Annotated in this window: 2 protein-coding genes; one reads left to right on the forward strand and one right to left on the reverse strand. The window is 59.3% G+C overall.

What is annotated here, in order from left to right; translation table 11 throughout:
• Positions 1–217, forward strand: a 217-nt coding sequence (locus DBR34_RS21805; RefSeq protein ID WP_219928274.1) for a hypothetical protein, incomplete at its 5' end; no start/stop codon positions are given.
• A gap of 29 nt (positions 218–246) precedes the next feature.
• On the opposite strand, the gene DBR34_RS21350 is transcribed toward DBR34_RS21805, so the two are convergent.
• Positions 247–1,019 (reverse strand): T6SS immunity protein Tli4 family protein (locus DBR34_RS21350; protein ID WP_258223834.1); only part of this gene is annotated, 773 nt, incomplete at its 5' end.

Genomic DNA, 1,019 nt, shown 5'->3' on the forward strand with positions numbered 1-1,019 from the left:
CATTGTGCAGCCTGGCGGGCAGTCGTTCGACGGCAGCCCAGTCGAGGTTGACGTGCCAGCTGGCCACCCCGTCGCGTGGGAACTGAAGGGCGAATTGACCTACGCAGACCGGGGCGAGGGCGACGGGGTTGTGTGCGGACATATCGATGCCTTGGTAAACGGGCGCTGGCGTACAGCCGGTGGGCAGGGTGGCAAGCAGGGCTGGAAGTACCCATGAGACGAATGACGTGCGCATGATGTGTACCGTCAGCGCTTGTGCACCGAGTCGAGCACCGCGTCCCACAGGCCAAGCAGGGCTTCTTCGGAGACGGGCGGGGCGCCGGGGTCCATGTCGTCTCCGGAATCCATTCGGAGTAGCAGACTTGGATTGTCATGGAGCGTCGGCGCATTGTTGGAGGCAAGCCAGACGAAACGGTACTTTTCGACCCCGTTGTTCAATTTCTTGCGCCACAGGGCTTCTTCCCCTGTCCGTCCCGCGACGATGCGGCTGTTCTTTCTGAGAACATCGAACGTGACCGGGGAGGCCGGATCATCTCGAATATGACTGTCCGACCTTGCCAGTTGAAATTCCTCCTGGTCTATTGCCATCTTTCCGAACGCACTGAATATTCTTGGGTCTTCGCCTGGCGTGTTGGGTATTTCCTCCAGGGTGGAGGCCTCATCACTACTGATGTCGAAATAGGTATGTGGCATCCCCCGTGGCTCAACGGAGTACAACGCCGTCACGGATGACGCAAGATCTACTACTGCCCCATCAATGCAGAATCCGCCAGGTTGATCCAGGCTGTTCAGCGGCTGAAGCCGCGAGAATATCCGCTTGTAGGCGGGCAGCTTGGCTTTGATCTCCTCACCTTCGCCCAGCCCTTTGAACAGATAGCCGCGGTCGCCCAGCCAGAGGTAGCGCTCGAGATAGTAGGCGCTGACATTGGTGTCTTCCTCTCGATGCAACAGCAACGCCGCGTTCTCACCTACTTGCTCGTAGTGGCTCAGCAGACTCGGCTCTGTGTCGTGTGGCTGGG

This window comes from Stenotrophomonas sp. HMWF003 (assembly GCF_003061285.1).
Taxonomy (GTDB): domain Bacteria; phylum Pseudomonadota; class Gammaproteobacteria; order Xanthomonadales; family Xanthomonadaceae; genus Stenotrophomonas; species Stenotrophomonas maltophilia_AP.